The organism is Nodosilinea sp. LEGE 07088, assembly GCF_015207395.1.
Lineage (GTDB): Bacteria > Cyanobacteriota > Cyanobacteriia > Phormidesmidales > Phormidesmidaceae > Nodosilinea.
The window spans coordinates 1-24,990 of sequence record NZ_JADEWX010000082.1 but is presented as its reverse complement, the minus strand read 5'-3'; the positions used below and the strand labels follow the sequence as shown (position 1 = coordinate 24,990).

At 56.0% G+C, this 24,990-nt stretch carries 21 protein-coding genes; 10 read left to right on the top strand and 11 right to left on the bottom strand.

The window, feature by feature from the left end; genetic code table 11:
- On the bottom strand, positions 1-329 hold a 329-nt coding region (locus tag IQ254_RS17635), incomplete at its 3' end, for an HAS-barrel domain-containing protein (protein ID WP_278000342.1).
- Between the two features lie 205 nt (positions 330-534).
- Positions 535-1,077 (bottom strand): hypothetical protein, encoded by a 543-nt coding sequence (locus tag IQ254_RS17630; RefSeq protein ID WP_228040830.1) that lies wholly within the window; start codon positions 1,075-1,077, stop codon positions 535-537.
- A gap of 309 nt (positions 1,078-1,386) precedes the next feature.
- Between IQ254_RS17630 and IQ254_RS17625 the strand changes: the two genes are divergently transcribed.
- Together IQ254_RS17625 and IQ254_RS17620 are read left to right on the top strand one after the other, a co-directional pair.
- Positions 1,387-1,980 (top strand): TRAP transporter small permease subunit, encoded by a 594-nt coding sequence (locus IQ254_RS17625; protein WP_193967472.1) that lies wholly within the window; start codon positions 1,387-1,389, stop codon positions 1,978-1,980.
- A 29-nt stretch (positions 1,981-2,009) separates the two neighbouring features.
- Positions 2,010-3,344, top strand: a complete 1,335-nt coding sequence (locus tag IQ254_RS17620) for a TRAP transporter large permease subunit (RefSeq protein ID WP_193967467.1) — start codon at positions 2,010-2,012, stop codon at positions 3,342-3,344.
- 256 nt (positions 3,345-3,600) lie between these two features.
- On the opposite strand, the gene IQ254_RS17615 is transcribed toward IQ254_RS17620, so the two are convergent.
- Positions 3,601-5,082, bottom strand: a complete 1,482-nt coding sequence (locus IQ254_RS17615; protein WP_193967466.1) for an MBOAT family protein — start codon at positions 5,080-5,082, stop codon at positions 3,601-3,603.
- Positions 5,079-8,189, bottom strand: coding sequence for a DUF1574 domain-containing protein (locus IQ254_RS17610; protein ID WP_193967465.1), 3,111 nt, complete (start codon positions 8,187-8,189; stop codon positions 5,079-5,081). The genes IQ254_RS17615 and IQ254_RS17610 overlap by 4 nt, the downstream gene beginning before the upstream one ends.
- 368 nt (positions 8,190-8,557) lie before the next feature.
- Here IQ254_RS17610 and IQ254_RS17605 point away from each other — a divergent pair, with 368 nt between their 5' ends.
- The 3 genes from IQ254_RS17605 to IQ254_RS17595 all read left to right on the top strand — a co-directional run bounded on the left by IQ254_RS17605 (position 8,558) and on the right by IQ254_RS17595 (position 13,263).
- Positions 8,558-8,803 carry a hypothetical protein gene (locus IQ254_RS17605; RefSeq protein ID WP_228040829.1) on the top strand — a complete coding sequence of 82 codons (246 nt, stop codon included), beginning with the start codon at positions 8,558-8,560 and terminating at the stop codon, positions 8,801-8,803.
- A 171-nt stretch (positions 8,804-8,974) separates the two neighbouring features.
- On the top strand, positions 8,975-12,109 hold the full coding sequence (gene ppc, locus IQ254_RS17600; protein WP_193967464.1) for a phosphoenolpyruvate carboxylase: 3,135 nt from the start codon (positions 8,975-8,977) through the stop codon (positions 12,107-12,109).
- Between the two features lie 443 nt (positions 12,110-12,552).
- Entirely contained in the window at positions 12,553-13,263 is a 711-nt protein-coding gene (locus tag IQ254_RS17595) for a hypothetical protein (RefSeq protein ID WP_193967463.1), read from the top strand.
- 775 nt (positions 13,264-14,038) lie between these two features.
- Here IQ254_RS17595 and pyrC read toward each other — a convergent pair.
- The gene (gene pyrC / locus IQ254_RS17590; RefSeq protein ID WP_193967470.1) at positions 14,039-15,067 is read right to left on the bottom strand and encodes a dihydroorotase; all 1,029 of its coding nucleotides are present in this window, start codon (positions 15,065-15,067) and stop codon (positions 14,039-14,041) included.
- 170 nt (positions 15,068-15,237) lie between these two features.
- Here pyrC and IQ254_RS17585 point away from each other — a divergent pair, with 170 nt between their 5' ends.
- Positions 15,238-16,374: a TRAP transporter substrate-binding protein gene (locus IQ254_RS17585; RefSeq protein ID WP_193967462.1), complete on the top strand. Its 1,137-nt coding sequence runs from the start codon at positions 15,238-15,240 to the stop codon at positions 16,372-16,374.
- A gap of 190 nt (positions 16,375-16,564) precedes the next feature.
- Here IQ254_RS17585 and IQ254_RS17580 read toward each other — a convergent pair whose 3' ends face one another.
- From IQ254_RS17580 to IQ254_RS17560, 5 genes are all read right to left on the bottom strand, one after another.
- Positions 16,565-16,897, bottom strand: a complete 333-nt coding sequence (locus tag IQ254_RS17580; RefSeq protein WP_193967461.1) for a hypothetical protein — start codon at positions 16,895-16,897, stop codon at positions 16,565-16,567.
- Positions 16,898-17,063: 166 nt separating this feature from the next.
- Entirely contained in the window at positions 17,064-18,023 is a 960-nt protein-coding gene (locus IQ254_RS17575; RefSeq protein WP_193967460.1) for an orange carotenoid-binding protein, read from the bottom strand.
- A 379-nt stretch (positions 18,024-18,402) separates the two neighbouring features.
- Positions 18,403-19,155: a fatty acid desaturase gene (locus IQ254_RS17570; RefSeq protein WP_193967459.1), complete on the bottom strand. Its 753-nt coding sequence runs from the start codon at positions 19,153-19,155 to the stop codon at positions 18,403-18,405.
- A 28-nt stretch (positions 19,156-19,183) separates the two neighbouring features.
- Positions 19,184-19,402, bottom strand: a complete 219-nt coding sequence (locus IQ254_RS17565) for an NblA/ycf18 family protein (protein WP_193967458.1) — start codon at positions 19,400-19,402, stop codon at positions 19,184-19,186.
- Positions 19,403-19,549: 147 nt separating this feature from the next.
- Positions 19,550-21,058, bottom strand: a complete 1,509-nt coding sequence (locus IQ254_RS17560; protein WP_193967457.1) for an FAD-dependent oxidoreductase — start codon at positions 21,056-21,058, stop codon at positions 19,550-19,552.
- Positions 21,059-21,174: 116 nt separating this feature from the next.
- Between IQ254_RS17560 and IQ254_RS17555 the strand changes: the two genes are divergently transcribed.
- Entirely contained in the window at positions 21,175-21,954 is a 780-nt protein-coding gene (locus tag IQ254_RS17555) for an intradiol ring-cleavage dioxygenase (RefSeq protein ID WP_228040827.1), read from the top strand.
- Positions 21,955-22,316: 362 nt separating this feature from the next.
- On the opposite strand, the gene IQ254_RS17550 is transcribed toward IQ254_RS17555, so the two are convergent.
- A complete protein-coding gene (locus IQ254_RS17550) occupies positions 22,317-23,297 on the bottom strand; it encodes a carbohydrate kinase (protein WP_193967456.1) in 981 nt (326 codons plus the stop codon).
- A 73-nt stretch (positions 23,298-23,370) separates the two neighbouring features.
- On the opposite strand from IQ254_RS17550, the gene IQ254_RS17545 reads away from it, so the two are divergent.
- The 3 genes from IQ254_RS17545 (at position 23,371) to IQ254_RS17535 (ending at position 24,875) form a co-directional block, all read left to right on the top strand.
- Positions 23,371-23,700, top strand: coding sequence for a low molecular weight protein tyrosine phosphatase family protein (locus IQ254_RS17545; RefSeq protein ID WP_193967455.1), 330 nt, complete (start codon positions 23,371-23,373; stop codon positions 23,698-23,700).
- Positions 23,687-24,097, top strand: a complete 411-nt coding sequence (locus tag IQ254_RS17540) for a hypothetical protein (protein WP_193967468.1) — start codon at positions 23,687-23,689, stop codon at positions 24,095-24,097. Before IQ254_RS17545 ends, IQ254_RS17540 begins: the two co-directional genes overlap by 14 nt.
- Positions 24,098-24,161: 64 nt before the next feature.
- The gene (locus tag IQ254_RS17535) at positions 24,162-24,875 is read left to right on the top strand and encodes a hypothetical protein (RefSeq protein WP_228040826.1); all 714 of its coding nucleotides are present in this window, start codon (positions 24,162-24,164) and stop codon (positions 24,873-24,875) included.
- Positions 24,876-24,990 lie beyond the last annotated feature (115 nt).

Below are 24,990 nucleotides of genomic sequence, written 5' to 3'. Positions count from 1 at the left end.
GTATAAGAGACATCTCCCCCACTCCCATCCTCCCCCTGGGTAAACATCAGCATCGGCGTCAGGTTAATCGTGCCGTAGGTGCCCGTCCCGGCCAGCACCTCCTGCAAAAACAGGTTCGACGGCTCCGGCGGGTGGGCCAAAATCCGCTGGCTACCAGTGCCCAGGGTGACATCGGTGAGCATGCAAAAAAACTGCGATCGCCGCCCCTGCACCACCAAAAACTTGCCCACCCGCATATCCTCCACCGAGATATCGGGATGCAGACGTACCTCTAGCCCCTGGCTTAGCGATCCCTGAATAACCGACCCCAGCGGTTGACTCAGCCCCATTAGACGACCCTTAGCAACGAGTGCCCACAACATCGACTGAACTAGACGGCTTGAACCACCCACCAGTCCAGCTAATTCTAATACATTTGTCCTGTTACGCATAAAAATCCGGCGCTATTCATTTGTCGAACCGCACCGGAAACCTAAATTGGGTCTAAGAAAAGCTGGCTAGAGCAGTCGGCTGAGTCCTCTAGAATTGAGTCCTCTAGAATTGAAGGCCAACACCGCCCTGCACCGAGATCGCCATGTTGCCACCCTGGCTATAGGCATCAAAGGCAAAAATGGCATTACCAAAGGCCACCAGGTTGCTGTTGGGGAAGAGATAGTCAATCCCCGGCTGCAGCACAAACGACGTCTTGTCACCCACAATGGAAGGATTGTTATTACCGCCGCCGACAAAGGCAGCGCCAGCACCGACATAAACATCGGTGTTCCAGCTCAGCGGCACGTCGTAGGAAACGGTAGGCACAAAGGCAAACTGGCCGCCAAACAAAAAGCCCTGGGCCCGCACCGACACCGGGTACCGCAACAGTCGATAGCGTCCAGAAACTAAGCCTTGAACACCGCTGCCCTGGCCGGTGACCGCATCGTTGGTCACGCCAACCCCAGCACCGACACCGACGTAGCTGCCGTAGGCCACCTGGGCCTCTGCGCTCTCGGGGGCGATCGCCGCCCCGGTAGCAGCCGCTGCCACCGCCAGCATGGAAGCCCATGCCATACGCCCCATCCAACGCCCTAAGCTTTTCATGGAGTTACTCCTCAAACCCTTCAAACGAATTTTGTCTGGCAACGTTAGTCTTGGCAGCAATGCCTTACTGGCTGGCTGAGCCAAGGCTCCCGACAATGACCTAAACCTGTCGCCACGGGGCAACCTCAGCCACACTTGCCCTGAACCTGCCGATAAGCTTACTGCATGGTTCAGATTTCAACACACTGAATTTTGGCCAGCGGTGAAATTGCCATCAACCATTTCGCCCCAGCCGGGTTTGATATTATCAATCCACCCGATGTTTGCCCCTGGGTAAAAGGATCTAAACGCGTGCTGAGTTCTGTTTTTGTGCACCGACTACTGCACCTGGCGAGGGCGATTGATGCCGTTATCAATCCCCTCGGTCGCCTGCTGAGTTGGCTGGTGTTGCTAACCATTGCGGTGGGCTTTTATAACGTGATGGCCCGCTATATCGGTCGATTTGTCGGCCTCCAGCTGGCGTCTAACCGCTTGATTGAGCTGCAGTGGTATCTATTCTCGATGACGTTTTTGCTCAGCTTTCCCTACGTTTTGCTGCGGGGTGCCAACGTCCGGGTCGATTTTTTAGAGGCCGACTGGAGCGCACAACGCAAGGCCATGGTGGGCTTTTGGGGCACCACTCTCTTACTCATTCCCTTCTGTCTGCTGGGGCTGTGGGTGACGGTGAACCCCGTGCTGCAATCGTGGGGGCTGCTGCCCGACGGCACCTGGGGCCAGTGGGAAATGTCTCCCGATGCCAATGGCTTGCCCCGCGCCCCGATTAAAAGCATGGTGCTGGTGGCCTTTACCCTGCTGTTAGCCCAGGGTATTTCCCAGGCGATTAAGTACTGGGCCGTCTGGTGCGGCTATCTCCAAGGGGCTGCGTTGCCCGGCGTCGAGACTGAACTCCCGCCCGTAGAGTAGCCGTACAGCAGACCTAGTCAAGGAGCACTATGGGTTACGAATGGTTAGCGATCGCCATGTTTGTGGGCTTTTTGCTGCTCCTGCTGAGCGGCTACCCGGTGGCCTTTTCCTTTGCGGGCACGGGGCTGATCTTTGGGCTGGTGGGCTGGCTGGTGGGGGCCTTTGACCCAGCTCGGCTACTGCTGTTGCCCAACCTCTGGTTTGGCACGATGTCCAACTTCACCCTGCTAGCAATTCCGTTTTTTGTATTTTTGGGGGCGGTGCTAGAGAAGTCGGGTCTGGCCGAAGAGCTGCTAGAAACCCTGGGCATTGTGCTGGGGCCACTGCGCGGGGGCTTAGCGCTGGCGGTGGTGCTGGTGGGCACGCTGCTCGCCGCTGCGACCGGGGTGGTGGCAGCCACGGTAATTTTAATGGGCATGATTTCGCTGCCGATTATGCTGCGCTACGGCTATGACAAGCAGTTGGCCACCGGGGCGATTGTGGCTTCGGGCACCCTGGCCCAGCTGATTCCCCCCAGTTTGGTGCTGGTGGTGCTGAGCGACCAGATTGGGGTCTCGGTGGGCGATCTGTTTTTGGGCGCACTGATTCCAGGGCTACTGCTGGCCGGGGGGTATGCTCTCTACGTGGTGGCGGTGGCGTTTTTTCGGCCCCACACCGCCCCGCCCCTGCCACTCGAAATGCGCCAAATGGGGGGGCTGGCACTCTTGGGGCGCACCATCAAGGCGATTGTGCCGCCGGTAATCCTGATTTTTTTGGTGCTGGGCAGCATTTTCTTTGGCCTGGCCACCCCCACCGAAGCCGGAGCCGTCGGGGCGGTCGGGGCCTGCGGCCTGGCGGCATTGAACCGTCGCCTCACCGTCAAGCTGATGATGGATGCGGCCCACTCCACCGCCATTGTTACCGGGGTGGTGATGATTATTTTGATCTGCTCGTCGTTCTTTGGCCTGGTGTTTGACGCCCTGGGCGGCAAGACCCTGATTACCAACCTGCTGGTCAATCTCCCCGGCGGCTACCTGACGTTTATTTTGGTGGCCAATCTCACGATCTTTCTGCTGGGGGTGTTTTTGGAGTTTATTGAGATTTGCTTTATCGCCATGCCGCTGCTGGTGCCTGCGGCCCAGGCGCTCAATATCGATATGGTGTGGTTTGGGGTGGTAATGGCGCTAAACCTGCAAACGGCGTTTATCTCGCCGCCCGTGGGCTTTTCGCTGTTTTATCTGCAAAGTGTGGCTCCAGCGTCGGTGAGTACGGAAGATATTCACCGGGGAGCGTTACCGTTTATGGTCATTCAGCTGGTGGTGCTGGTACTGGTGATTGTGTTTCCCCAGACGGTGGGCTGGCTGGTAACGCGATCGCTGCAATAGTCTAGAGCAGATCACCAATTCTCCCTCTGCTCTCACAACCATCGGACTATGGATGACGATCTACGCTGGGTGCAGTGCTGAGGGCAGAGACTGGCCCCAGTGTTAGCTCCTGTAACTGGGTCTGGATATCGCGGGTGGCCATCCCTCGGGAATACAGCGAGACGTGGTGGGCAAGTAGAAGTCAGGGGGCCGCAGTATGGCGCTTTGGTTGGCGGATGCGATTGCTGTTCGGGTGCTTGGGTTTGCCATCTCAGGGTTAGAAGTCGAAATAGATGTAGGGCAGCGTCTCCGCTGGGGCCAGCAGCCAGGCCAACAGGCTAAATACCGGCACCAGCATGAGCTTCACCGGCCAGCTCAGCTCTAGCTTGAACCCTTGCTTGACCAGGTAAGACGCCGCCATCAGACCCACTACGCCCCACAGCAGCAGCAGCAGTTGGCTAAAGCTAAAGCCCAGGGATTCTAAATACACCAGCTGGCCAAACTGCGCGTCGGCGGGGGTGCCCCAGGCTCGCTGTAGGGCCAGGGTAAACTGCTGTGGATCGGGTAGGCGAAAGAACAACCAGCTAAAGAATACTAGCCCCTGGGTGAGCAGCCAACCTAGCCCAATGCCCGGCAGGGTGGGCCAAAACTCTTGTACGGGCGGGCGGGCCTTGCCTAAGGTCTGGGTCAGGCGATGCGCCACCAGCCCCGCTCCGTGGAGTGCCCCCCAGATGATAAAGCCCCAGTTGTTGCCGTGCCAAATGCCTGCAATCACCATCACAATCATGAGGTTGAGGCAGGTGCGCAATACCCCCCGCCGCGACCCTCCCAGCGGAAAGTACAAATAGTTACGTAGCCAGTCGCCCAGGGTCATGTGCCAGCGCCGCCAGAAGTCGGCCAGGCTGGTGGTGAAGTAGGGGGCGTCAAAGTTTTGGGGCAGATTAATGCCCATCAACAGGGCGCTACCCCGGGCAATGTTGACGTAGGCACTGAAGTCGATATAGAGCTGTAGGCCATAGGCAAAGGTGGCCAGCCAGATATCGGCGCTGCCCGCCCGCTCTAGATTATCAAAGCTGAGGTTGACCAAAATAGCGATATGGTCAGCAATTAGCAGCTTTTTGGTGGCCCCGTAGGCGATTAGCCACAGCCCTTCGACGGCGGTATTAAGGCTGGGCAGGGTCTGCTGCTCTACCTGGTCAATGAAGGGGTGAAACCGGGTAATGGGGCCGGAGATGAGCTTGGGGAAGTAGAACTTGTAGGCGGCAAAGTCAGAGAAATTGAGCGCCGCTGGGGAACCCCGGTAGACATCCACCAGGTAGGCAATGCACTCAAAGCAAAAGAAGCTGATGCCCAGGGGCATGACAATGCGGACAAGGGTACTGTCGGGGGCGGTGGGGAGGTCAATGCCCACCCAGCGCAGTAGCCCTTCGGCATACTTAAACCCCAGCAGCAGCAGCACGTTGATCACGATGCCGAGCCAAAGCAGGTGGGTACGGCGACGGTTCCAGCCTTTTTCGGCGATTTGCCAGCGGGGGTTGGGAATGCGCCAGTCGAGGGGGGTGGCGATCGCATTACCGATGAAAAACGTCACCAGCAGCACCGCTACCATCAGCAGCAGGTACTGTACCTGAATTGAGGCATAGAAAATCAGGCTGGCTACTATCAACAGCCACAGCCGCGCCTGGAGCGACTCCAGCGTCCAATAGACGCCGACGACGCTGATTAAAAATAGGGCGTAGACCAGAGACGGTAAGGTCATGGCGTCACCGGGGTGGTGGGGCGCGGCCAGGCAATCAGTGGATCTTGCCCTAGCTGGGTAGATACCTGGTAAGCGCCGTAGCGGTTGAGGTGGCTGGGGTCAGAGAAATAGTCGTAGCGTTTGGGCCACAGCTGGCCGAAGTCGCGGAAGAGGAAGCCTCCCTCGGTGGTCGATAGGGTGAGCATATGCTGCAAAAATTCTCGCTCGGCCTCCTGGCGGTAGTCGTCCAGGTATTCGTCGGTGAGGGGGGTGTTGATAAAGACGAGGGGGATATTTTGGGCTTGGGTGAAGCTCAGCAGGCTTTCAAAGGCCTGGGACTGTTGACCATCGAGCTGGAAGTTTTCGTAGTCGCCGTCGTAGAGGCCGGAAACGCGAGCATAGTCTTGGTAGTAGGTGGCGGGGTTAAACCGCACCGACAGGGCTAAGAAGCCATCGAAGTCGATGGTGCTGCCCGCAGGCATGGGGGCATCGAGCGCTTCTTCGCTGGTGCTGCTCGATTGGGGGGTAGCGGTGATCAACTGCTGCTGGAGCCAACTCTTGAGGCGATCGCGATCGCTGTGGATTGCCGAAAAACTGCCAATTTGGCTGCTGATCCACTCGTCCATGGCGGCATAGCTATTGGGCAATGACCCAGTCGGGGTGAGCTGGCCAGTGTCTTCGGCTGAAGTAGCCTCGGCCACCTCAGCGCGCTGATTGGCGACCTCTCGGTAACCGGGAGAGGCGGCAATGGCATTGTAGGTAACATCGAGCCGACCGCTATTGAAGGCCCGGGCCCCATCGGCCCAAATGATCAACTTGGGCAGTTGGTCAGGCTCCAGCACTTGGCGAATGATCAGGTCAACTACCTGAGCTGTGGCCCCATTGATGCCGAAGTTAAACACACTGATAGAGTCGTAGCCCAGGGTTGCTAGTTCCTGGCGTAGGGCCGCCGGATCGACCCCCCGCAGGGCACGGGAGCTGCCGATGACCATCACATCTGGGGGGCCAGATTGCTCTAGGTGCTGGTAGTAAAGGGCCAGCTTTTCATTCATCTGCTGGCTGTTAAAGGTTGAAAATGAGGCCTGATCGACCAGGGCGTCAACGGCCACTATGGGCTGCTTGGGACTAGTCGCCAAGGGATCGTCCTCGGCCCCAGTAAAGTTATCCTCTGACCAGTCTTCCTCCTGGGCTGTGGGCCAGTCGAGCTGGGCCAGGTCATTTTCTAAGGCATTTTCTGGAGACGCGGTGGGCGGTTCGAGGGTCACCACTTCGGCACTGGCCTGCTGGGCTGAGGGCACCACGATCTGCCCCAATAGCCAGTCGATTTGAACCGCCACCAGCACACCGACAGCAGCCCATACTACGGCTATTTTAAGGCCGTCTGAACGGCCCAGATTGGTGAGATTATCGACCCGATCGCCCAGATTGTCGTCGGTGACGCTGGCGCACAGCTGCGATCGCAGCAGCAGCCTCCGCCCCTGGGCGGACAGGTTTTGCATCCATTCGCTGAGGGCCTGGTCGTCGTCCTCTGCTTCGAGGTCGGTAGCGGTGACAGGGCCATCGGGGCGCACCAGCAGCTCGTTGACGTAGGTCTCTGAGGCGGTGAACTCGGGGGTGGCCTCGGGCACCAGCCGATCGCGGGTTAAGAAATCGTGACCATAGCTCCAGGCGGGCTGCGACTGGCCCGACCGCCGTCCATAGATGCGCACTCCCTCAATGCCAACGGGGCTGAGGTCTAACAGATATTGGTGAATAGGCGGGGCCACCAGGCGACGGCGAGGGGCTACCGGGCCGTCTACCATAACGTGCAGCAGCCCATCGCGCTGGAGCAGCTGTACCCGCTGACCCCCCGTCGCCAGGCGATCGTCGAGGCTGGGGTTGAGTAGACGGGTGAGCAAAAATGCGATCGCGGGCAGGTCGCCGGTCTGGCCCAGGTATTCGGGCGTATCGGCTAGGGCGCTGTGCTCGGTGGCCGGCAGATCGAGGTAATGCACCCAGGCGGGAGTGGCATCGGCGGTCACTTGTCCGTAGATCACCGCCCGGTGAATGCCCTGGGGCGCTAACTCATGCAACGGTGTCGTGAGAGCGTTTAGCACGGCCTCCTGATCGGCGAGGCCTTCGCCCTGGCGGGTGTCGTGGTCGCCACCCTGGGGAGAGCAGATCAGGTGCAGGGTGCCGTTGGTCAGCTCAGCGGTCACACCCAGGTGCCAGCTGGCCACCGCTGCCGACAGCAGCCGGGCGATCGCGTCGGTATCGCCCCAGCGGCCCCACTCCCGCAGCATTTCCTCGGGCGGGGTGAGATCGATGCGCAGGCTCCAGTCGGGCTTGGTTTCGCCCCGCACCTGCAGCAGCAGCACCGCATCTTTGAACTGAGTCAGCTGCAGCTGCCGCAGCCGCTCGGCGGTGGGTCGGGCAATCAGCGAGGGGTCAGGACTGTAAGTGGCTTCACAGAGAACCCACAGGCGCGAGATCGTGGTATCGGTATCTGCCTCGACATCGGTCTCAGCGGGCGACTCATTGTCGATGGCAATCGCCATGCGGTGCAGGCGGGCGGTACCCGGTATGGCCTTGATGCTCACCCACACGCCCACGTCAAGGCTGCTGAGGGTTTCGCTCAGGTACCAGGCAATGGCCTCGGGGTCACCCTTACGGGCCAGACTCAGGTTGGAGAGCACCATGACACCGTTGCCGCCATCGCCCAAAGACAGCTCGGGTTGCCCCTGGGTGTACTGCTCTAGCAGCGACTGGGTGGCTTTAATATCGGCTTCATCCTGGTTTTGCAGTACCAGCTGGGCCAGGTGGCGCTCTAGCCGATTGAGGTAAATAGGGGCCGTCCAATCGGGGGTGGGGACGTTGTCTAGGCGGCTGTATAGATAGAGTTGGTAGACCTGGGGGTAGTGCTGACGCACCAGCTCGTCGCCCCCTTCCAGTAGCGATCGCACCAGCTTTAGCAGTACCGCCGCTTGATCTAGGGCCGCCGGAGTTTCGCATAGTACATGCAGAATATTGCCCCGCAGCTTGACATGCAGCTCTGCCGTGGGCAACCCCATAGCCTCCTGTAACCAGCTCAAAACATTGGCGGCTGGCAAGTTAGAACTCAGCGTTGGATTTGATAGAGACACAGGCATAGGAGGCAGTAAGGGCTGGTTGGGGCCACGCTCCTGAATTGTGAATAGCGCCCGTCGGCGTAGTCGGTTTAATTTATACCAACTCCAGCGGCAATCAGCCGATTTCTTTGGGGTAATTTGAAAAACTTTAGGTCATTTTCTCCAACTCAGCCGGATTAATTCGATTGTGAGCAAGGCCCTAAACCTGAAATCTTAGATAATTCTGGGCGAGCCGGGGGCTACTTATCTACTATATTTAGTATATTTTTTATTCTCCACGCTAGCAGTTGGCCTAGCTGGATGATCGAGGCCTATGACCCCTAGGGCTGACCCCAACCCTAGGTTGACGCGCTCTCGTTCCGACGACGCTCTCTTTCTACATTATGACAATGTCTAGTCAATCTGCTTCAGCCTCGGCCAGAGGCGAGTCCATGGGCCAATACTCCATGGGCCAATACACTGACATTATGGTGGGCTTGCTGGTGCCGCCGCTGCTGCTGGGGTTACTGGTTGGCCGCGCCTTGGCCGATGGTCTGACCCAGGCCGGTCTGGCCAGTGAGCAAATCTTTGCTGGGGAGCGGCTGCCCAACTTGAATGTACCGCAGACGATGTCTGCCACCGACGACGAGCCCTGATATCGGGGTTTGAGTCAAGTCGGCAAACGCCCTAGTGTTAGTCGATTGGCTACTCTGACCCGCAGATGCGATCGCTGTAACGTTTCAAAATGTTCATCTATATAAACTTCTTCCAAACAGGGTAATCCTATAGAATCTTTGCGATATCCCCGTTCTCTCTCTGCCATACCCATGAGTTCAACGCTCCATTCCTCCGGGGATACCCGGCCTGCAACTCAGACCACTGTCGTTAGCCCTTTGGACCCGGTGGCGGAGCAGCCCTCCCGGCAAGATCTGCTACTGCGTCATCGGCTGCGGGTGATCGAGGATCTGTGGGAGAATGTGCTGGAGCATGCCTGTGGCCCCCAGCTACTCAAGCTACTACAGCAGCTGAGGCAGATGTGTTCCCCCGAAGGACAGGCCCCGACCGCTGCCGAGGCGCGGGTCAAAGCCGTGGTCGAGGTGGTCGAGGCGCTAGATCTCGAAGACGCCATTCGCGCTTCGCGAGCCTTTGCGCTCTATTTTCAGCTCATCAACATCGTTGAGCAGCACTACGAGCAGCGAGGGCAGCAGCAGCAGTATCGGGCTGCCTACGAATCGTCAGAACTGGCTCAGCGATCTGAGCAAGGCCCCTTTGCTGGCATGCCTCGGGGCAGAAACGACACTAATTCTCCAGAACCTCAAAGCAATTTGTTTCAGGCTGACCTGCTGACCCGCAGCATCGCCGACCCCCACGGTAGTCGCAAAGAAGCCGGTACCTTTCACTGGCTGTTTCCGACGCTGAAGCGGTTGAATGTGCCCCCCCAGGTGATTCAAAACCTGATCGACCAGCTCGACGTCAGGCTGGTCTTCACGGCCCACCCGACCGAAATTGTGCGTCATACCATTCGCGATAAGCAGCGTCGCATCGCCAGTATTTTGCGCCAGATGGATCACGCCGAAGACAGTGCCCAAAACCTGGGCCTAGACTCGTCGTGGGAAATTGAAGAACTCAAAGAACAGCTCACCGAAGAAATTCGTCTCTGGTGGCGCACCGACGAGCTGCACCAGTTTAAGCCCTCGGTGCTCGATGAAGTTGACTATACCTTGCACTACTTCAACGTGGTGCTGTTTGAGGCCTTGCCCCAGCTCTATCAGCGGTTTGAACGGGCGATCGCCACCACGTTCCCCGAGCTCGATCCACCCCGCCACCGCTTCTGTCGGTTTGGCTCCTGGGTCGGCTCCGATCGCGATGGCAACCCCTCGGTTACCCCTGAAGTGACCTGGAAAACGGCCTGCTACCAGCGCAACCTGGTATTGGTGAAATACATTGCCTCCATCGAACGCCTGGTGGAGCTGCTGAGTCTGTCACTGCACTGGAGCGAGGTGCTGCCTGAGCTGCTCGAATCCCTGGAACAAGACCAGGTGAAAATGCCCGATATCTACGATGAGCTGGCGATTCGCTACCGCCAAGAGCCCTACCGCCTGAAGCTGGCCTACATCAAGCAGCGCCTCCAAAATACGCACGATCGTAGCCGTCGGCTCTATAAGAGCGACCCCTTTGCCGACCACTCCAACGACCCCAACGGTGTGCCCATCTACCGCTATGGGCACGAATTTTTGGCCGACCTGCGGCTAATTCAGCGCAACCTCGAAGCTACCGGGCTCAACTGCCAAGACCTCAGCATCCTGATCTGCCAGGTCGAAATCTTTGGCTTTAACCTGGCCCAGCTCGACCTCCGCCAGGAGAGCACCCGCCACTCCGACGCCCTCGACGACATCACCCAGTACTTGCAGATTTTGCCCCAGCCCTACAGCGACCTGCCCGAGGCCGAGAAAATCACCTGGCTGGTCAGCGAGCTCACCACCCGTCGCCCCCTCACCCCCCGCGAGCTGCCCTTTTCCGACAAGACCCGCGAGACCATTGCCACCATGCACATGGTGCGGCAGCTCCACCAGGAGTTTGGCCCCGACATCTGTAGCAGCTATGTGATCAGCATGAGCCACACCGTCAGTGACCTGCTGGAGGTGTTGCTGCTGGCCAAAGAAGCGGGCCTCTACGACCCCTCTACCGAGCTCAGTAGCCTTCAGCCCGTGCCCCTGTTTGAAACCGTCGAAGACCTGCAGCGGGCTCCAGCGGTAATGGACGAACTCTTTCGGCTCCCCCTCTACCTGAACATGCTCCAGGGGCGGGCGTCTCAACCTGCTGACCAGGGGCCAGGGTGGGTGGCCGAGCCGCCCCCAGTCCCCCTGCAAGAAGTCATGCTGGGCTATTCTGACAGCAACAAAGACTCGGGCTTTCTCAGCAGCAACTGGGAGATTCACAAGGCCCAGCAATCACTCCAGACCACCGCCGATCAGTACGGCGTCTCCCTGCGCATCTTCCACGGGCGCGGCGGCTCGGTAGGGCGCGGCGGCGGCCCCGCCTACGAAGCGATCTTGGCCCAGCCGGGGCGCAGCATTAAGGGACGCATCAAGATCACCGAGCAGGGCGAGGTGCTGGCCTCCAAGTACAACCTCTCTGACCTGGCCCTCTATAACCTGGAGACAGTCACCACCGCCGTGATGCAGGCCAGCCTGTTGAGCAACAGCGTCGATGACATCCAGCCCTGGAAAGACACCATGGAGGAGTTGGCGACCCGTTCCCGCACCCATTACCGCCAGCTGATCTACGAACAGCCCGACCTGGTCAATTTCTTCCACCAGGTCACCCCAATTCAAGAGATCAGTCAGCTCCAGATCAGCTCTCGCCCCTCCCGGCGCGGCGGCAAGAAAGACCTGGGCAGCCTGCGGGCCATTCCCTGGGTATTTAGCTGGACCCAGGCCCGCTTTTTGCTGCCCTCCTGGTACGGGGTAGGCACTGCCCTGCAAGAGTTTCTCGACGAAGCACCCGAAGAGCACCTCAAGATGCTGCGCTACTTCTACAGCAAGTGGCCCTTCTTTAAGATGGTGGTCTCTAAGGTCGAGATGACCCTGGCCAAGGTTGACCTACAAATTGCCGAGCACTACGTGCGCGAGCTCACTCATCCTGACGATATGGAGCGGTTTTTGAAGCTGTTTAGCTCCATTTCCCAGGAGTTCTATCTGACGCGGGACATGGTGCTGCGCATTACCGACAACGAACGCCTGCTGGATGGCGACCCCGACCTACAGCGATCGGTCTACCTGCGCAACGGCACCATTGTGCCCCTGGGCTTTTTGCAGGTGGCGCTGTTGAAGCGGCTGCGCCAGTACAAAGACCAGGCGGCGACGGGCATCATTCGATCGCGCTACAGCCAGGGTGAGCTGCTGCGGGGGGCACTGCTGACCATCAACGGCATCGCCGCCGGGATGCGGAATACAGGCTGATGCCAGGACCCAAGGCTTCAGTAGCTGAGTTGGAAATTCATTATCAGCAAGATTTGCGAGATCGAGTGGAAGCCAGAGTTAAGCTGTTGGAGGCTAGGTAGCTGCTGCGGCTGGGCAATATTGTAGTTGTTGTAAAATCTGCCGTAACTCAATATCACGCTCCTCTTGAGGACAGATTGAATTTCAGTTCTCTGCTAGGGTTTAGAATTAGAGTACATAGGCAGATAGGTACACATATGAGCTATGAGCCATCAGAGACTGGCCAAGATCAGTCGAACGAGCAAGACAGAGCGGCTAAGCCTAAGATCAGAATTAACCGAAAGGGAACTCCTTACGTACGCCCTAAAGATATTTACGAGAGCGAGTCGGGATTGCGACAGATAAAGGCAACCTCGCGGATCCAAATCAGCCGAAATGTAAAACGAGGGGAGGTGAATGGCTAGTTGTTTGGCGCAAATCAACTGATTTTACCCCTACTGGGTGGATATCTGTTCCTAACGCGCTGTGCAGTCACAAATTATGTAGCTAAACAGTCATCAGGGAATCGCCTGTTGTTTGATTCTGCTGTAGCGGGAGCGGTGCTCTTTTCCCTTGCTGTCATCCTAGTATCTCTTTGCAAAGATTTTATTCCAGGTTGTGCAGATCTTCTAGGGCGGTTCTTTCCTTCCAGTTATTCATATTTAGACTCTGCAGCCTTAGCTTTTTTGCTAGGGCCTTTGGGATCGTGGCTTATTAATCGCTTTAAGAAAGAAGGCTGGACAATTACTAATATCCAAAAGTTTGGTAGCCCAATTCAGGTTTTTCAAGCAAAAGCGCTGTCGGAAAACCGACAAGTATCAATCACACTTAATAGCGGCAAAGTATACGTCGGTTTTATTTCCCAGCTTAACGAATCTCTGAAGGGTGAAGATTATTTGCTACTATGGCCTCTGCTTTCGGGCTATAGAGACAAGGAAGATAAAATAGTGGTGTTTACAACTAACTACGCTGCTGTTTATGAAGCAATTCGAGAGCAGCCTAATGCCTTTGCCATGATTGATGTTAAAGACTTTCAGTTAGTCTTGCCAATCAATGATTTAGAGTCCATCAGCATTTTTGATCCCAATGTATATGCTTGTTTTCAAGATTTTGAGACTCCCGACCGGCTTGGTTGATTGTACTGCGCTGATAGTCTAGCTAGGAATGGCTGATGGGAATGCATGTAAATTCAGTGCCTGCGTACTATTAAGCTGCTGAAAGTAAAGGAGAATAGGAGATTCGATCTCTTGACATCTGCGATGCGATTGTCCTCTGTTTTCGAAGTTAGCTACAGCTTTAATGCCCTCAAAGACGCAGCTTAATCTTTACCCAAACCGTAGGCAATTTTGTAGGCGCGTCAATGCGATCGTGATATCGAATTCAGATTAGAGCGATTGCAGATCTCTTGTAGTTGGGTTGACAAAGTAAACCCAATAGAAACTGTCTATCCATCGCAGGTTGCAGGTTTGCAGATCGTTGATTACTACCTTTGGGCACTGCAACGCCTTTATGAGCGAGAGGAAGAAAAATTCTTTAGCCTGCTTGCCCAAAAGTACAGGCTGATTATGGATCTGGACGACAGGCGCAATAAACCTTATGGAGAGTGGTACAGCGATCGTAATCCATTGACACTGGAAAAGCTAAGAGGGGCTAGGTCTAAGTAGGGTTTCCACTCAGACACACGGCATGAAGCCGACGTTCGACCCTCTATATACTAGTCTACCTTGTATGAATCAACACCATAATCCAACCCTTTATTCTAGCGTATTTGTATTTCATTTAAGAGGTGCATTCTCATCCGAAGGCGGAAGATTACTGAGCACACTTTGAGCCACCAGAGTTTCGATAGACGGCTTGGTTGCTGCTGTGGCCTCAACGGGCATCTTAGCCGTTTTGTCAGTCCACCTCCGGTCAAGCGAGTTGCCACGTCAGCTCCTGCCCTGCCCAGAGAGGCACGAGCCCTGCTTCAACAAACGGCACTTCGTCAGGAACCCGCCAGGTCGTTTTGGTCAGGGTAATCTGCTCGGTATTGCGCGGTAGTTGATAAAAATCTGGCCCATAGAAGCTGGCGAATGCCTCCAGCTTGTCCAGGGCATCAGCGCTCTCAAAGGCTTCGGCGTATAGCGCCATGGCGTGCAGCGCCGAATAGCACCCGGCGCAGCCACAGTCACTTTCTTTGCTGTCGCGGGGGTGGGGAGCGCTGTCGGTGCCGAGAAAAAACTTGGGATTGCCAGAGGTGGCGGCCTGTAGCAGGGCCTGACGATGCCGCTCTCGTTTCAAAATTGGCAAGCAATAAAAATGGGGGCGAATGCCACCTTTAAAGAGGATATTGCGGCTAAACAAGAGATGTTGTGGAGTGATGGTGGCCGCGATCTGGGGGGTAGCTAAGACGAACTCCACAGCCTCTGTGGTGGTAATGTGCTCCAGCACCACGCGCAGGTTGGGAAAGCGCTGCTTGAGGGGAATCAGATGTTTCTCGATAAATGCTTTTTCGCGATCAAATACATCCACCGCTGGATCGGTCACCTCGCCGTGGAGTAACAACGGCAGGTCTACCTGCTGCATCACGTCAAATACGCGATCGCAATTGCTCATATCCGTCACGCCGAAGTCTGAATTGGTCGTGGCCCCCGCCGGATAGTACTTGACCGCTGTGACAAACGGCGATGCTTTGGCCGCGACAATCTCTTCGGCGCTGGTGTTATCGGTGAGGTAGAGGGTCATCAGAGGCTCAAACGATTGGCCCGCTGGCACGGCAGTAAGGATGCGATCGCGGTAGGCGGCGGCATCGGCCACCGTGCGCACGGGTGGCTTCAGGTTGGGCATGATGATGGCGCGGGCAAACTGACGCACCGTGTGGGGCAACACCGCCTTGAGCGCTGCGCCGTCGCGCAAGTGCAAATGCCAGTCGTCGGGCCGGGTGATGGTGAGTTCTTGCATCTTGCCATCATAAAACAGCTTGTTCGGGGTCGATGGCGGCAGAGGGAGAGCCATGATCCAGGAAGCATCCTCAACCCGGGCGTCAGTTTACGATTTCCTACTGGATTTACCGCCGAGAATCATTGTGTACGACAATTATCTCCAGTTTTTGTTGTGCTGGGGGTAGGCATATGAAGCGTCGCAATTTAGTGAAGACGGCAGCCTACGGTACTGCCGCAGCGGCGACGGCTAGCCTCACCGCCTGTGCCCAGGGCTCAGATCCAGCGGTAGATGGGGCCAGTGACAGCGAGTTGCCGCGCATCGACTGGCAAATGGCCACCAGCTGGCCTGCGGCCCTCGATGTCATTTTAGGTGGAGCCCAGACCTTTGCCGATCGCGTCAGCGCTATGAGCGGCGGCAGGTTTACCATTTCGCCGCGCTCGGCGGGCGAGATTGCCCCGCCCCTAGAGGTGCTGAACGTGGTGTCTCAGGGGGCGGTGCCCTGTGGCCATACGGCGTCTTACTACTACATTGGCAAGAGCCCGGTGATGGGGTTTGGGGCCAGCCTGCCCTTTGGGTTGACTCCCCAGCAGCAAAACGCCTGGCTCTACGATGGCGGTGGTCTGGCGAAACTTCAGGAATTTTATGCGGGCCAGTTCAATGTCATCCAGTTTCCGGCGGGCAATACCGGGGCGCAGATGGGGGGCTGGTTTCGGCGCGAAATCTCCAGCATCAGCGACCTGGCCGGGCTGAAAATGCGGATACCGGGGCTGGGCGGCCAGGTGATGAGCCAGCTGGGCGTGACGGTGCAGACGTTGCCCGGAGGCGAAATTTTTCAGGCGCTGCAAACCGGGGCAATTGATGCCGCCGAGTGGGTTGGCCCCTACGATGATGAAAAACTGGGCCTCAATCGGGTGGCGCAGTACTACTACTATCCCGGTTGGTGGGAGCCCGGCAGCACCCTGGAGGTGCAGATTAACCTCGACGAGTGGAACAAGCTGCCGGAGGTATACCAGGCGATCGTGAAAACGGCGGCCTTTGAAGCCAATTTAGAAATGCTGTCGCGCTACGAGACCCGCAATAATGCAGCGCTCCAGCGGTTAGTGGAGGGCGGGGTAGAGCTGCGGGAGTACAGTGCAGAGATTTTAACCGCGGCCCAGGAGGTCACCTTTGACCTCTATGACGAGTTTGCCGCCAGCGATGCTGACTTTAAGGCCATCTACGATGACTGGCGCGGCTTTCGCGATCGCATCTATGCCTGGAACCAGCTCAACCAGAGTGCCTTCGAGCGCTTTGTCTACAACAACCCGAAGCCAAGCTCTACTTGAGGCCTAGAACGCCGGTACAGAAACCCGGTTTCTCGGCCAGAATGCCAGTCATGCCGTTAGGGCAGTGACAAAGAAACCGGGTTTTTAGCCATACTGTACCGATGCCCTAGTAGTTAGTAAAACCAACACGGCTTTGATATATGCCATATCCAGGTAATGGTAAAGCTGTACCAGCCAGACTGTGCTGAGTCTACAAAACCCGAGTTAGAGCCGTTATTTTAGAAATTTTGGCCGATTCTAACCCAGCCAAGTCCTCGGACAACACCCAGCCATCTTTTTTCAGCTTGGCGAGCACAAACAAAATCTCGTCTTCCCTGTCGTCGTATTTGCCATCGATGTCAAAGCGACGGGCGCTCAAGAAGTCATGCAGATGCCAAACCTCGTCAATAGAGGTGACCTGGCCCGCTGTTTCGCGCACGACCTTGATTAGAGACTCTAACTCGCGCTGCTGGGCCGCGCTCAACGCCGCCTTAGCGATGGTTTTTTCCTGAGTTGACCACCGATTTTCAGTCACCTGTTCCATGAATTATTGAGAGAATTAATCAACTACTTTAATATCTCTCAATATTAGAATACTTTACAGAACTTTGCATTATCCTCAGGTTTTAGTCAAAGCCCAACCAGCAAACCGCCCCTTGTCTCCGCAAGGGGCGGCCAATCAACAGCCTGTCAACCTCAATCAGCCAGGGCTAGCGGGCTAGATTCAGGAGTTCCTTAGGAGACGCCAGCAGGTCAATGGCGACGAAGAAGATTTTGCCCTCTGGGTTGAGCAAAAACCGCCAGGCAATATTCATGCCCACCCCGGCCCCAAACCAAGGGGTTTGGCATTTGCCCGTCACCTTGATTTGGGTAAAGCCATCCTCGGCTGGTTCAGATACCCCCCGCTCAGGGATCAGCTTCAAATTCTGGCATTCTTCCTTAAAGAACCGCAGAACGCTCTCTTTGCCTACGATAGGCTTGCGGAAGGGGGGCTGTAATGCGCCATCGGCCACGAATAGCTCAATCAGAGCGTCAAAATCGTTGGCGTTGAGGTTATTCATGTAGGACAAGACGGTTGGATTATCAACGCCTTCAATGGTGACCTTCGTGCGCTGGCCTATATCCTGAGGGGGCGTCACGGGTTCAGCCACTCGCTGGTACGACCCCAAGTTGCTCGTATCGAAGCCCATATCTACCACAGCATTACGCAGTACCGTAATCTGCTGGCCCGACTCTAGGTTCCTGATCGCTTGCAGCACGGCTGCGGCGTTGGCAGATTGCTTATAGCCTTCCGGAATGGGGGCAACTTTTCCTTCCTCCATCCACTGACCTAAACGGTACCAAAACCCTAATTTGATGTTTGGAGACCATGCTGCATAGGCACGACCGATGGGAGTATCGGCCCGATTGGCTAAGTCGCACATCACCTGCGACTGCTGCTGGAAGGGCATCTTCCGAATCTCTTCCAGGGTGGGCTCGGCAAATTGCATGCTGGCCGCACCGGGAGCCGCAATCGTGATAGCCTTACCCATCTCTAAATAAGCAAACCAAATCAGGGCTAACTGGTCTTCAGCATTGAGCTGACTAAATCGGGCGATCGTTGCAGGTACAGCATCGGCACTCAGGGTGCTGGGAAAAATGGACCGAGCTGAATCAATTGTAAAGGGCATATTATGCCTCCATTAAGGGCTATAACTAAACCTCAACCCTGCTAAAAGCTAAGGAAATCTATCAAAATCTAGACTATGCAAAAGCAAACTCTATTGATACAGAGATTTTAAGTAAGCATAGGATTTGTTGACATTATACATCTTGACACTCCTTTTCCTTTACCAAGTTATTCATGGTTTTCTCTTTTCTGACGATAGAGAATTTTCTAAGGAGACATCAAAATCTATTCAAAGTTACCAGGGCGCAAAGCTCTTATCTCCCGTACGTAACACTTGCCAAGATATTTTGATACTTAGGAAAGTTATCGGTAAGTCGCACTTTCATTGAAATGCTTCTATGTCACGTATTGAATTGAGATGCAGAAAAGCTGAGTAAACACTATGCCTTGCTGCTCCTGTAAACTTGAGGCAGTTGATACCAGGGCAAATGAGGATGTAGATGATGCTCTAAGTGATAACCAAAATGGTAGCAAGTGATGAACGACCAGAAAACTGGCAGATTAATGCTCTTAATACCGTGACAATATTCAGATGAATTACCACCCTGTCGATGGGGCAGAAAAATACCAAAGGTGAACAGCTGCAAAGAACTGACTACCATGGGAATAATCCAAAAAAGCATCACATTAGCCATTGAGACGTGGCACGTCATGAAGGCACAGAAAATTGCGCCAATGCCAATCAAAGATACCCAAACCTGTCCATCTGCCTGATACGTCACCATGAATTTGATATACCAAGCCCAGAAACCTTTTATCTCTCTACTGTGATGATCAGGATCTCGTTTGGTCGCAGGAAAGCGATGGTGAAGTCGGTGGTTTTTAGCCAGTAGCCGATAGGGTAACAGTGCGTATAGACATGAGGTTACGTACCCAAAGGCATCGTTAAGCCTGGGATAGCCAGAAATATTGTTATGAATGGCCTCGTGGGTAACAATGAATAAACCCGTGTGCAAGAAGGTTCTAACAAAAACCCCAAAAAGCAACCAGGTGGCCTGGGTTTGGACATTGAACAGAGTAAGTGCACCTGCCAAACTAACGAACCACATTAGTAAAATCAAGCTAGCCCAATAGAGGCTCAAGTGAGCCTGATTAAAGCTGCCGCAGTGGCGAGATATCCATTGACTGACCATACGTATTCATGACTCCATCCCGGTCAAGCTACTCTTCTATGAGCGCTTCTAAGGTGAAGTCGATATCTTTGCCGATACCCCAGGCTTCCTTGAGAATTTCGCGGAACGTGGTGGTTTGGTACAGCATGGCTTCTCGCAACTGGACAAGGAGAGTCTTGGCATCTGCTGGGGAGAGAGTTTGAACCTGAGTTTCAAAGACCTGAAGCTCAAACTGCTGCTCTAAAGTCAGTTGTTCACGAATATCCATAGTTGACTTTCCACGATGTGTAACATCATTATAACGCAATATAAATTTTATTGAAGATCCCGGCACTAATATCTACCTTCCGTGTTAAACCCCAGTAGATTTCTGTCGCCCTCTGGAGCTTTGGTTCTCCAGTCCAGATTTTGAAGCCTAGGGCAGCCAGAAGTCGGGCAACCCCTTTAACCCCTGCCGCACCCAGCGGTTGGCAGCCCGTAGCGCCTGAATATGGGGCTCATCCGGAATCACTGGCAAGATCTCCGCAGGCTGTCCCTGGCCTAACGTCGCGATCGCCCGGTTCGCCGCCTCTAGCCCGGTCACATAGGCTTTCTCTTGCGACCAAGAGCCGTGGCGAGTCACAATCCAGTCGCCCGCCATAAACAGGTTGTCGAAGCTGGTGGTGGCGGGCAGCAGGTAGCGGTAGCTGCCGGGGGCAAAGTGGGTCACCCCCTGGGGAATGCGCACCACGGCATGGTCGATAATCTTTGCGTCACCAAAGGCAGAAATACACCCCGCCAAATCCTGCTGCACCTGCCCTAGCACCTGGTCATCATCCAGGGCTAGCAGCTGGTTGGCGTGATAGTAGTCAGCCTCGACCACGGTGCCGGGCTCGTCGCGGTACTCGTCGTGGAGGGCGTTGAGATCAAAGAAGGTCCAGCCCGTGGTGGGGTGAAAGCCAAAGCAGGCGTTGGAGGGCAGGGGGATATCGATCTTGCGATCGCACCACAGCCGCGTGGCCAGCACGTCGATCGCGCCCAGGTTACGGATATCGCGAAATTCCTGGCGATCCCTCAATGCCTGCGACTGCTCCACAATCTTCTTCAGCCCGCTAATGCCCACCGCAAACACCACCGCATCGGCGTCAAACACCTCGTCACCGCAGACCACCGCCGTAATTTGGTTATCTTCCACCGTCACATCTGACACCCGATGGTTGGCCAGAATCTTGCCCCCGGCCCGCTCGATCGCCTCCGTCCAGGGCCGAAAGATCTGCGCCCCCACCGTACCCCGACACCAGCGCACGTCAAAGTCGGGCTGGTGAGCCAGAATGAAGTAGTAGAGCATGCCCAATGCCGCCGCCGCCGAGCACTGTTCCCCCGGCGCAAATAGCCCTACCAGCAGCATGGGCTCGAACGATTCGTGGTAAAGCCGGGCCGATACGCCGTACTGACGAAACAGTTCGCGGGCGGTGATGCGATCGTACTTTTGCCAGGCCTCGTCGGAATTATCAAAATCAATCAGCGCTTGCAGCAGCGGCAGAGCCGACAGGCGATCGATCAGCGGCAGCCGCTTGAAGTCGGTATAGAGAAAGGTCCCCAGCGGCGTGGGCAGATAGGGCTGGGCCTGAAACAGCGGCGACTCGACCTCTAGCCCCTGGGGCGAATACTGGGCCGATCGCGTCCACTGGGTAAAGGGCTGAATGCCCAGATGATCCGTTAGGGCGAAAATATTGCGGTAGGGATACCAAAACCCGTGAATACCCGCCTCGACAGCGCGACTCTGGGCGGTTTGCCAGCCTGCCACCAGGCCACCGGGGTAGGCTCCAGCCTCAAGTAAAGTAACCGCGTAGCCCTGGCGGGCCAGATGGTAGGCCGAGCCCAAGCCTGCCCAGCCCGCGCCCACCACCACTACCCGCTTCTGCCCGTCCTGTTCCATGGTCATGGTCTACCCATCGCGTTTGTGACTCTCTTTACCCTAAGTCATTGAGCCTATGGTGCCGCCATCCCAGCCGAGCCGATAAAGTAAAGGGGATCGCCTCTGCCAATTACAGAGCCATCATGCCAAGACCAGATATCAATGACGGCGGCCCTAGGCGACGAGACCTGCTGGGCTTCATCGGCGGCACCATGCTCGTTTCGCTGTTTGGATGTTTCCGTCAGCTCTCTGGCTCTGCTGGTGGCTCTGCTGCCATGAGCGACACCTCTGCCCAAGCTTCGCCAGAGGCGGCGGGGCAACCAACCTGCACTGTGCGTCCGCAACAGACGGCAGGCCCTTTCTTTGTGGATGAAGGGCTGAATCGTTCTGATATTCGCCCTGACCCGACGACGGGTGCGGTCAAACCCGGCCTACCCCTGACGCTCCAGTTTCGGGTGTCGCAGGTGGGTAGCAATGCCTGTCTACCACTGGCGGGGGCAATGGTCGATGTCTGGCACTGTGACGCCGCCGGGGTTTACTCAGACGTGGCCGATCGCCGGGCCAGCACCGTAGGGCAGAAATTTCTGCGCGGCTCTCAAGTCACCAATGCTGACGGAATAGCCGAGTTCATCACGGTTTATCCGGGGTGGTATCCGGGTAGAGCCGTGCATATTCATTTCAAAATTCGCGGTAGTTCGGTAGCTGGGCAGAACTACGAATTTACCTCACAGCTTTACTTTGACGATGCCCTCAGCGATCGCATCTATGCCCAGGCTCCCTACCGCGATCGCGGCCAACGCCCCACCCGCAACTCGAACGACGGCATCTTTCGCAGCGGCGGCGAGCAGCTAACCCTGCCGATTGCCCAGGCTGAGGAGGGCTATATAGGACGCTTTGAGATTGGGCTGGAGCTGGAGCCATAGCTAAAGAACGAAAAGAGAAGACAGAAGAACGAAAAGAAAGCGCTCTATGCCGAGGTTGCTAGCGATCTATAGCGTTGTGCAAGTGAAACAAGTACGCTCTGTTCCCTGTCACCTACTCCCTGTTCCCTTTGGACTGTACTTAATCAACATGAATAAGGCTGTAGCCTGTCCTAACCAGCTGTTCATTTACTATGTATCTCTACAACTGAGGACAAATTCCGTTTCAGGCCATGTATAGCCATCGCCAGGAGGGTTAGGACGTTGCAGGATTCCCAAAGCGATGGCTACATGCCAGTGCGCTGCCCCAGTTCTTGCTGTTGGCGGTTGCCCGTGTCCTAAGCGAACTAGCCATCACTATACAGTCAGCCAGAAGTAAGGTTGTGGAGGTGCAAAAAGGCAGCCACCTCATGGGGGGTGGGCTGGGCCGCGATCGCCCCCGGTTTCAGCGTCGTTAGCGCCCCTACAGCGCTGGCGTAGCGCAAAACCTCCTCGATCTGCTCAGCGTGCTGAAGACAATCCCACCCCCGCTGACAAAGCTGGTGAATCACTCCGGCCAGAAAGGCATCCCCGGCCCCGGTGGTGTCGAGGCTGTCAACGGCAAAGGCGGGTAGGGTGACGCTGTGGTGCTGCGTGGCGCAGGTGCTGCCGTTGCCGCCATCGGTGAGCAGCACCGCCTGGGCGCGAGGGAACTGCCGACAAATATCGGCGGCATCGTCGGTATTCAGCAGCCACAGGGCTTCTTCGCGGGAGAGCTTGAGCAGGTTGGCCGCCGCGAGAAATTCTCGAATTGTTTTGGGTGCGGTCTCCAGAACAAGCCAAAACACCGGACGCCAGTTCAGATCAATAACCAGTTTGGCTCCCGCTTGCTGAGCCCGATCTCGCGCCCGTGCCATAGCGCGGGCGGTGGTGGGGTAGGCCAGCCCCAGCGTACCCATGACCAGATAGTCTACGCCGCTAAAATCCACGGTGTCGATCCATTCAGGGGAGAGGTAGGCGTCGGCAAAGGCGGTGGGGTCGGGGGTACTAAAGCCGATGAATTTGCGATCGCCGGTTGTGTTTCTCGTTACCAGTACCGTCCGGGTCAGAGCCTCAACGACTCGCTGGATCTGACACTGCACTCCTTGCTTCTGCAAAACTTGGAGCAGCCAGTCGCCCAGGTTATCCTGGCCTAAGGCGCTGACCACGCGAGTGGGGGTGCCCAGTTTGGCGATCGCCGCCGCAACATTGGCCGGTGCTCCACCGGGATAGTCAGTCCAGTTCTGGGTATTGTTCTGGACGGCGACACCGACTTGAAACAGTCGATCAACTAAGCACTCGCCCAGGCAGACTACAGGTTCTGTCATTATGTTCTCCTGATTATTCTTGTCCGTTGATGCCGCTAACGCTATGTGACACACCACTCCGCTCAATTAAGCGATGAATATTCTCTTTATTTGCAGCCGCAACCAGTGGCGCAGTCCGACAGCAGAGGCAGTATGGCGCAAATATCCAGGCATCAGCGTGCGATCGGCAGGGACTAGCCCCAAAGCCAAGAGAACGGTGACCGCTAGCGATATTGACTGGGCCGACATCATTTTTGCAATGGAGTCCAAACATCAGCAACGGTTGCGGGCAGAGTTTCCGCAACTACTCCACCACAAACGCATCGAGGTACTGGACATACCAGACGAGTATCACTATATGGATTTTGAGCTGATCGAAATTTTCGAGGCCGAAGCGGAACGATTCTTAGCTGAATCTTCCTGAAGGGCGATTTGCCAACCCGAAGGTGCGCGACCAGCTGTCTCGGCTATGTCTGAACGGTTCCGATAAGATACCCAAGTTCATACTTGGAAGCCTGAGGGACAAGCTAGCGCAGGGGGAATCGATAACCTATTTAAGCTTTGCGATCGCGCTCTGGTTGCGCTACCTCAACGGTACGGATGACCAGGGGCAGCCGCTGCCCATTGATGACCCAATGTCGCCACTACTCACAGAAAAAGCGCTGATTGGAAAAGACGATCCGACACTGCTACTCAACATCGAAAAAATCTTTGGTAACTTGTCTGAGCCTTCAGCGTTTGTAGCTACCGTCACCCATCATCTCCAACAGCTCTATGCGCTGGGAACATGGGAAACGGTGTCTAGGCTTTTATCGAACTAGCGCTTTTACGCTCCTGGTTCGCTCATTTTTAGATGAGGTTAGCCAATTGGGTTAGGTTTGGGCTATGAATACTCCCCTAACCGTCATCACAGAACGGGTTGACGATATTCCCCTGCTACTGGCCCAACTGCAGCGGATGGAGGTGCAACCCCTACTCGACCACTACTTTCCTACCCACGGGAACTGGCAAGGACTCAGCTTGGGGCAGGTGGCCGTGGTCTGGCTGAGCCATATTTTATCCCAAGCGGATCACCGCTTGAACCCTGTTCAAGCGTGGGTGGGTCGACATCAAGAAACCCTGCAACTGGGTATACAGCAACCGGTTCGCGCCCTTGACCTGAGCGACGACCGATTAGAAAGCGTGTTGCGATATCTCAGCGATGATGCCGGCTGGGCGTTGTTTGAACCGGCTCTGAATCAACGTCAGATTCAGGTGTATGACCTGCACCCGGAACGGTTGCGACTGGATAGCACCAGCATCAGCGGCGATTGGAGTGTCAATGAGGCTGGGCTGTTTCAGTATGGTCATAGCAAAGACCATCGCCCTGACCTGCCCCAACTGAAGCTGATGCTCGCGACCCTAGATCCACTCGGGCTGCCGATAGCGACCGAGATTGTTGCCGGGCATCGAGCCGACGACCCCCTTTACATACCCGCCATCGAGCAAGTACGTCAGACCCTGCGCCAGTCCGGGTTGCTCTACGTCGGGGACAGCAAGATGGCCAGTTTGAGTACCCGCTGCTTTCTCCAGGCCACGGGTGACTACCTTAACGGGTGACAACGTACCTAAAGAGCTTGCTGCATCAGGGATAGAGCATAGAGACCACGCTGAAAATAGCGATGTTTATGGGGTTTGAGCGCTATCAGTTGGAGTGCCCAGTCGGTCCATAACT

Coding starts and splice junctions, on each gene's coding strand:
- IQ254_RS17580 (WP_193967461.1), bottom strand. CDS start 16,897: ATGGAACAGGTGACTGAAAATCGGTGGTCAACTCAGGAAAAAACCATC.
- IQ254_RS17535 (WP_228040826.1), top strand. CDS start 24,162: ATGAATACTCCCCTAACCGTCATCACAGAACGGGTTGACGATATTCCC.
- IQ254_RS17630 (WP_228040830.1), bottom strand. CDS start 1,077: ATGAAAAGCTTAGGGCGTTGGATGGGGCGTATGGCATGGGCTTCCATG.
- IQ254_RS17570 (WP_193967459.1), bottom strand. CDS start 19,155: ATGGTCAGTCAATGGATATCTCGCCACTGCGGCAGCTTTAATCAGGCT.
- IQ254_RS17565 (WP_193967458.1), bottom strand. CDS start 19,402: ATGGATATTCGTGAACAACTGACTTTAGAGCAGCAGTTTGAGCTTCAG.
- IQ254_RS17575 (WP_193967460.1), bottom strand. CDS start 18,023: ATGCCCTTTACAATTGATTCAGCTCGGTCCATTTTTCCCAGCACCCTG.
- ppc (WP_193967464.1), top strand. CDS start 8,975: ATGAGTTCAACGCTCCATTCCTCCGGGGATACCCGGCCTGCAACTCAG.
- IQ254_RS17545 (WP_193967455.1), top strand. CDS start 23,371: ATGAATATTCTCTTTATTTGCAGCCGCAACCAGTGGCGCAGTCCGACA.
- IQ254_RS17615 (WP_193967466.1), bottom strand. CDS start 5,082: ATGACCTTACCGTCTCTGGTCTACGCCCTATTTTTAATCAGCGTCGTC.
- IQ254_RS17555 (WP_228040827.1), top strand. CDS start 21,175: ATGCCAAGACCAGATATCAATGACGGCGGCCCTAGGCGACGAGACCTG.
- IQ254_RS17560 (WP_193967457.1), bottom strand. CDS start 21,058: ATGACCATGGAACAGGACGGGCAGAAGCGGGTAGTGGTGGTGGGCGCG.
- IQ254_RS17610 (WP_193967465.1), bottom strand. CDS start 8,189: ATGCCTGTGTCTCTATCAAATCCAACGCTGAGTTCTAACTTGCCAGCC.
- IQ254_RS17550 (WP_193967456.1), bottom strand. CDS start 23,297: ATGACAGAACCTGTAGTCTGCCTGGGCGAGTGCTTAGTTGATCGACTG.
- IQ254_RS17605 (WP_228040829.1), top strand. CDS start 8,558: ATGTCTAGTCAATCTGCTTCAGCCTCGGCCAGAGGCGAGTCCATGGGC.
- pyrC (WP_193967470.1), bottom strand. CDS start 15,067: ATGCAAGAACTCACCATCACCCGGCCCGACGACTGGCATTTGCACTTG.
- IQ254_RS17585 (WP_193967462.1), top strand. CDS start 15,238: ATGAAGCGTCGCAATTTAGTGAAGACGGCAGCCTACGGTACTGCCGCA.
- IQ254_RS17620 (WP_193967467.1), top strand. CDS start 2,010: ATGGGTTACGAATGGTTAGCGATCGCCATGTTTGTGGGCTTTTTGCTG.